This is a genomic window from Pedococcus sp. P2_E2, from assembly GCF_056403955.1.
This window is the reverse complement of the sequence record NZ_JBFUEM010000021.1, coordinates 1-726: the sequence shown is the minus strand read 5'-3', so window position 1 is coordinate 726 and position 726 is coordinate 1. Positions and strand designations below refer to the sequence as shown.

Sequence of the window (726 nt, the reverse complement as noted above, 5' to 3'; positions counted from 1 at the left end):
GGGCGGGGCCGAGCTGGGTGGGTTCGCGTCGCTGCTCGACCAGCTGGGGGTGCGGGCCGACGCGGCCCGGGTGGAGGTGCTGGCCGAGGCGGTCGACCGGGGTGAGGCCGGGTCGGGCCGGACCGGGGCGCACGCCTGGCTCCTCGAGCGGTCGCCGTCCCTGCGGGCGGGTGGGTCGGCGCGGGTGGTGCGGGTGGCCGAGGCCGCCCACGACGACCGGTATGCCGGGTTGACCGCCGCCGTGCGTGAGGCGCGGGTGCCGTTGGTGACGGCGGTGGTGGTGGTGGAGGAGTTCGAGCGGCTCGCGCCTCGCCTGGCGGTCGGGGCGGACGGGCCGGTGCTGGCCGGGCTGGTCGAGGTGGCGTCGTGGGGGCGTCCCAAGGACGTGCGCGGGCTGCGGGAGCGCCTGGTGGCGGAGTACGGGGCCGAGGGTGAGTTCCAGGGTGAGCAGGACCGGGCGCATGAGCAGCGGTCGTTGTCGCAGCCGTCCGCGGACGGCACCGGGCTGTTCGAGTACTCGATGGTGGTCGACGCCGAGGCGAAGGCGGTCATCGAGGCCGCCGTGCAGGGACTGTCGGCGCCCCGGCCGGCGCAGGGTGAGCCGGACCGGCGGCCGTCGGGGCAGCGGCGGATGGACGCCCTGGTGGAGGTGCTGCGCCGCGGGGTGGCCTCGGCCGGTGGGGTGGCGACCACCCCCAAGGCGGAGCTGTTCGTGACGTTCGTGAC

General features: G+C 77.0%; 1 protein-coding gene. It reads left to right on the top strand.

Features of this window, described 5'->3' with window-relative positions:
• On the top strand, positions 1 to 726 hold a 726-nt coding region (locus tag AC1DWR_RS19850), incomplete at both ends, for a DUF222 domain-containing protein (protein ID WP_477625036.1).